This is a genomic window from Bergeriella denitrificans NBRC 102155, assembly GCF_001592185.1.
In the GTDB taxonomy this organism is placed as follows: domain Bacteria; phylum Pseudomonadota; class Gammaproteobacteria; order Burkholderiales; family Neisseriaceae; genus Neisseria; species Neisseria denitrificans.
In genome coordinates this window covers 1-5954 of sequence record NZ_BCWL01000134.1, presented here as the reverse complement: position 1 = coordinate 5954, position 5954 = coordinate 1, and the positions used below count along the sequence as shown (strand labels likewise).

The 5954-nt window shown below is 56.4% G+C and carries 5 protein-coding genes; 4 read left to right on the top strand and 1 reads right to left on the bottom strand.

Translation table 11 applies throughout. The features are described 5' to 3' along the window. The first annotated feature begins 21 nt into the window (after positions 1 to 21). From BDE01S_RS07565 to trhA, 3 genes are all read left to right on the top strand, one after another. Complete coding sequence (locus BDE01S_RS07565; RefSeq protein WP_066079636.1) at positions 22 to 876, top strand: PhzF family phenazine biosynthesis protein; 855 nt, start codon at positions 22 to 24, stop codon at positions 874 to 876. A gap of 150 nt (positions 877 to 1026) precedes the next feature. After that, the gene (locus BDE01S_RS07560; RefSeq protein WP_066079633.1) at positions 1027 to 1884 is read left to right on the top strand and encodes a hypothetical protein; all 858 of its coding nucleotides are present in this window, start codon (positions 1027 to 1029) and stop codon (positions 1882 to 1884) included. A gap of 168 nt (positions 1885 to 2052) precedes the next feature. Then, positions 2053 to 2676, top strand: coding sequence for a PAQR family membrane homeostasis protein TrhA (gene trhA / locus BDE01S_RS07555; protein WP_066079630.1), 624 nt, complete (start codon positions 2053 to 2055; stop codon positions 2674 to 2676). A gap of 112 nt (positions 2677 to 2788) precedes the next feature. On the opposite strand, the gene BDE01S_RS07550 is transcribed toward trhA, so the two are convergent. Continuing rightward, positions 2789 to 4993, bottom strand: coding sequence for a RelA/SpoT family protein (locus BDE01S_RS07550; protein ID WP_066079626.1), 2205 nt, complete (start codon positions 4991 to 4993; stop codon positions 2789 to 2791). A gap of 184 nt (positions 4994 to 5177) precedes the next feature. Here BDE01S_RS07550 and grxB point away from each other — a divergent pair, with 184 nt between their 5' ends. After that, complete coding sequence (gene grxB, locus BDE01S_RS07545; RefSeq protein WP_066079622.1) at positions 5178 to 5828, top strand: glutaredoxin 2; 651 nt, start codon at positions 5178 to 5180, stop codon at positions 5826 to 5828. The last annotated feature ends 126 nt before the right edge of the window (positions 5829 to 5954 follow it).

The window sequence follows — 5954 nt, the reverse complement described above, 5'->3', positions numbered from 1 at the left end:
TTTCCCCAAAGGAACCCCATCATGCCAAACACCACCCCTTTTTATCTGCTCAACGTCTTTGCCGAATCGCATTTCGGCGGCAATCCGCTGGCGGTGTTCCCCGCAGCGGATGGTTTGAATGATGAAACCATGCAGCTGATTGCGCGGCAGTTTAATTTGTCGGAAACGGTGTTTGTGAAACGCGCGGCGCGTGCGGAGGCGGTGAAGCAGCTGCGGATTTTTACGCCGGCGTATGAAATGCCGTTTGCGGGGCATCCGACGGTGGGCGCGGCGTATTTGTTGCAAAAGCTGCTGGATTTGCCGCCGCATTACCGCTTGGAAACGCCGGCGGGCTTGGTGGATATAGCGCATGACGGCGGCGCGGTCACGCTGGCTTTGGATAACGGTATTCAGACGGCCGCTTCGGATTTGAGCCGTGAAGCGGCGGCGGCTTTGCTGGGTTTGGCGGCGGAAGATGTGGCCGCAGCACCGATGTGGGTGAATACGGGCACTTGGCAGCTTTTACTGCCGCTGGCTTCGTTTGAAGCGGTGGCGCGCTGCAGGGTGGCGGATGCGGCGGCGTTTATGCGCCAGACGGCGACGGATTTCGGCAAGCCGCAAATTTATGTGTGGGCGTTGTCGGGCGATACGGCGAAAGTGCGCTTGTTTTTCGGGCAGGACGGCGCGGTATTGGAAGACCCGGGCACAGGCTCGGCGGCGGCGAATTTGGGCGGTTGGCTCTGGCAGCAGCGGGGCGGGTCGCTGGCTTTAAACATCACGCAGGGCGACGAGCTGGCGCGGCCGAACCGCCTGCTGCTGCGCGTGGATGATAACGGCGTGGTGTCGGTGGGCGGTAAGGTGATTGAAGTGGGGCGGGGCGTGTTTATGCTGCCTTAGGTAGTGGTTTTCAGACGGCCTGCCCGGCGGTGTCGGCGGGTGCAGGCCGTTTGAAAACGGCGGCGTTGCGGTTATTTTCTGCCGTACGGAAATTGTTGGTATAATCCCTGCAAAATAACTTCAAACTGATTCTTAATTAGGAAACACCTTATGTTGCCGATGTCCGAACTGAAAAATATGCGCCCCATGATTGCAACCCCGAGCCATGACGGCAAATATTTCCATAATTACACGCTGTCTCTGCTGAATCTTGTGGCGCAGAGTACGAAGCTGGGAATGGAAATGCAGGTTTTTTTACAGCGCGGGGAGAGCCTGATTACGCGTGCGCGTAATAATGCGGTATCCGACTTTTTGAAAAACCCGGATTATACGCACCTGGTTTGGATTGATTCCGACATTGGTTTTTCTGCCGAGGCTTTTTACCGACTGCTGCTGGCCGACCGCGATATTGCGGCGGGTATTTATCCTCTGAAAAAGGAAGTGTGGCCGGAAGAGGGCCTGCCTGAGGCGATGACCCGCGAAGATTTTGAAGCCCGCTACACGCGTTACACCATCAATACGCACACCACCAACGAAGAAGGTACGGTCAGCCTGAGCGTGGATGCAGACGGCTTTATGGATGTGGACGAAGCGCCGACGGGCTTTATGGCCATCAAGCGCGAAGTGTTCGAGAAAATGATGAAGGCCTATCCTGAGCTGGAATACCAATCCGACAGCGATTACAACGCCCGAGCAACCTGCTACCGCTTTTTCGACTGCATGGTCGACCCCGAAAGCAAACGCTACCTCTCCGAAGACTACTTCTTCTGCCGCCTGTGGCGTCAGCTGGGCGGCAAAGTGGCGGTGGACGTACAGTCCAATCTGAGCCATCAGGGTACCAAGCTCTATACCGGCTCTTTCTCCAAGTCGATTACCACCAATCTCGCCCAAGCGGTATTGGCGCCGGAAGGTCTGCCGATGAGCATTACTTACGCGACCGACGAGATTTTTGAAAATCCGCGTTTCTAAAAGCACTGTCGTACTGCCGCAGCCGTACAGACGGCTGTGGTTGCCGCAAGCGTAAGCCGTCTGAAAATCGCGGTTTTCAGACGGCTTAACTTATTTTTATCGTCCTGACGGTTTTGCCCGCAGGGGCTTTGGCGTACACTGCCATCGTTTCTATTGAGAAGACGCATTATGTATCACGGCGAACGTTTCAATGCATACAGCCATCTGATCGGCGCGCTGCTGGCGGCGGTGGGGCTGGTGCTGCTGGTGGTGAAGGCGGCCGATGCCGACCCTTATAAGCTGGCCGGGGCGATTACTTACGGCGTCTGCCTGCTGCTGCTGTATGCCGGATCGACGCTTTACCACAGCATTCCCCAGCCGCGCGCCAAAGCGGTGTTGCAGAAAATCGACCACTGCATGATTTACCTGCTGATTGCGGGCAGCTATACCCCGTTTACGCTGGTGACGCTGCAGGGCGCGTGGGGCTGGTCGCTGTTCGGCGTGTCGTGGGGGCTGGCGTTGGCCGGTATTGTGCAGGAGCTGACCATAGGCTTGCGTAGCGAAACGCGGCGGCTTTCCATGCTGATTTATGTGGTGATGGGCTGGCTGATTCTGGTGGCGCTTTACCCGCTGGCCTTGAGCCTGTCGGCCGCAGGGCTATTTTGGCTGGTGTTGGGCGGGCTGCTGTACAGCGCGGGCATTTATTGGTTTGTGAACGATACGAAAATCAAACACGGCCACGGTATTTGGCATCTGTTTGTGTTGGGCGGCAGCCTGGCGCAGTTTGTGTGTATTTATTTTTATGTGATTTGATTGGGTGGCTTTGCGATGGACACCTCAAGCTGCGGCAATCCGGCAAAAAAAGCCGTCTGAAAATGCGATTTTCAGACGGCTTTTTTTTGGGGGGGGGGGGGAGAAACAGGCTTTACAGCCGCGTCACGCTCAATACGCCTTTGACATCGCCCAAGCTGGCGAGTACGCGCGGTAAGTCGTTGACTTGTTTGACTTCCAGCGTGAAACGCATGCTGGCTTCGAGGTCGCGGGACTGGGTTTGTACGGCGGTGACGTTCAGTTTGTGGCGCGCCAGCGCGTCGGATACGTCGCGCAGCAGGCCGTTGCGGTCTTGGGCGCGGATTTCGATATCCACGGCGAACACTTGGCCTTCCTGCGCCGCTGCCCAACTTGCGTTTAAGACTTTGTCGGGCGACTGCTCGGCCAGATGCAGGTACGACGGGCAGTTGCGGCGGTGTACGGAAATGCCGCGCTCGCGGGTGACGAAGCCGACGATGTCGTCGGGCGGCGCGGGTTTGCAGCATTTTGCCAAGGTGGTCATCAGGCCGTCTTCGCCGTCGATGAGTACGCCGTTTTTGCCGCCTTTTTTGATTTTCGATTGTTTGACGATGGTGGTTTCGGTAATCGGGGCGGGCGGCGGTTCGTTCAGCAGGCCGCAGGCTTTTTGAATGGCGCGCGGGGTGACTTCGCCTTGTCCGATTGCGGTATAGAGGTCGTCGAGTTTTTTGAAGCCGAGGTTTTCGGCCAGATCTTGCAGGTTGGGTTTGGGGTTGATTTTGGCGAGTTGTTTGTCGAGTTGGGCGCGGCCTTCTTCGCGCACGGTATCGGCGTTTTGCTGGCGGATGAAGGCGCGGATTTTGCTGATGGCTTTGCCGGATTTGACCCAGCCTTCGTGCAGCCAGTTGACTGAGGGGTGGCCTTCTTTGGCGGTGATGATTTCTACGCGCTGGCCGTTTTCGAGCGGGGTGGAAAGGGGAACGATTTGGCCTTCGACTTTGGCGCCGCGGCAGCGGTCGCCTATGCTGCTGTGCAGGGCGTAGGCGAAGTCGATGGGGGTGGCGCCCGCGGGCAGCGACAGGACTTTGCCGTGCGGGGTCAGAACGTAAATCGTGTCGTGGAAGAGTTCGGTTTTGAAGGCGGCGGCGAGGTCTTCTTTGCCGCTTTCGGCCATGTTTTCGCGCCAGTCGAGCAGTTGGCGCAACCAGGCGATTTTCTGTTCGTAGGCGGAGTCGCCTTTGCCGCCTTCTTTGTAACGCCAGTGGGCGGCAACGCCGAATTCGTTGAACTGGTGCATGTCGAAGGTGCGGATTTGGACTTCCACGCCTTTGTCTTCGGGGCCGATGATGACGGTGTGCAGGCTTTTGTAGCCGTTGCCTTTGGGGTTGGCGATGTAGTCGTCGAATTCGCCGGGCACGGGCTGCCACAGGCTGTGGACGATGCCCAGCGTGGTGTAGCATTCGGGTATGGTGTCCACCAGAATCCGCACGGCGCGGATGTCGTAGAGGCCGTCGAAATCAAGCTTTTTCTTCACCATTTTTTTGTAAATGGAGTAGATGTGTTTCGGCCGGCCGGCGACTTCGAAATGGATGTTGAATTTGGCCAGCTCGCCGCGCAGGATGTCGAGGAAGTTTTCGATGTATTCCAGACGTTCGGTGCGTTTTTCGTCGAGGAGTTTGGCGATTTCTTTGTATTTTTCCGGCTCTTGGTGGCGGAAGCCCAAATCTTCGAGCTGCCATTTGAGTTGCCATACGCCCAGCCGGTTGGCCAGCGGTGCGAAAATATCCAGCGTTTCTTTGGCGATGGCGCGTTTTTCGGGGCTGTCGGGCAGGGTGCCGATGTATTGCATGGTGCGGGTGCGCATGGCGAGCTTGATTAAGACCACGCGGATGTCTGTCACCATGGCCAGCAGCATTTTGCGCATGGTTTCGGCCTGCTGGGCGCGTTCTTCGGGCGTGGCGAGGCTGTCGACTTTGGCGAATTGGGTGAGTTTGTGTACTTCGTCTATGCCTTTGACCAATTCGGTGACGGTGGCGTTGCATTGCTCGGTGACGACGGTTTGCCAGTCTTCGAGACATAAAGAAATGCTGGAGAGCAAAGTCGCCGCCACGGCGTCGGGCAGCAAGTCCATTTCGTTGACCATTTCCGCCGCGCCGAATACGTTGCTCATCACGGGCTCGCCGGCGAAGGTGGCCAGGTCTGCCGGGTAGTGCTGCGCCGCCAGTTTGAGGGCGGCTTGGAGCATGGCGCGATCCTGCTCGTTTTGGCGGGCAAGATAGGCGTCGAACCATTCGCTGTAATGGCTCAGGTCGGGAGCGATGTTGCTGGCGTGCGGGGTCATGGCTGCCTCTTTTCCGATGCGCTGATGGAAGGGGCTATTGTAGCAGGGAAAGGCGGGAATGAATAATCCCGTTGCCCCAATCCGGCGAAACGGTGGTTTAAGTGAGGCCGTCTGAAAACAAGTGTTGATTTCAGACGGCCTGCGGGGGTAAAGTATGGCGTTTGTTTGATGATGAAAGATGAGAATGAAGCTGTATATTTACGACCATTGCCCTTTTTGCGTACGCGCGCGCATGATTTTCGGTTTACGCGGCGTGGCGGTCGAGCAGGTGGTGCTGGCGAATGACGACGAGGCCAACCCAATCCGCATGATTGGTGCGAAACAAGTGCCGATTTTGGAAAAAGACGACGGCAGTTTTATGGGCGAGAGCCTGGATATTGTGCGCTATGTTGACGAACTGGCAGGCAAAGGCCGTCTGAAAGAAGAAGTGCGCCCCGAGGTGCAGGCCTGGTTGGATAAGGTCGGCGAATATGTCAATAAATTGGTGCAGCCGCGCATGGTGAAAATCGGTTTGCCGGAGTTTGCGGAAGCATCGGCGGTGCGCTATTTCACGGAGAAAAAAGAGCAGAATATCGGCAATTTCGAGCAAAATCTCGCCGATACGCCGCAATATCTGGCGCAAATTCATGCCGATTTGCAGGCGCTGGAGGTGTATGCCGCCGGCGGCGATGCGGGCTTCGGCGGGGAAACGGGCATGGAAGATATTCTGCTGTTTCCGGTATTGCGTAACCTGACCATCGTCAAAGGCATTGAGTGGCCGGCGCAGACCGCCGCTTATGTGGCGCGTATGAGCCGCGCTTCGGGCGTAAATCTTTATATGGAACGTGCTATCTGATATAGTCGTCGAACTTAAATCCTGCTATGGCGTTGGCTCGCCTTGGCGTATTTGTAGCAGAAATTAATTTCTTCGACTATGTTGATATATTTTTATTGTTTTCAACAATATATGAATTTTCACAGA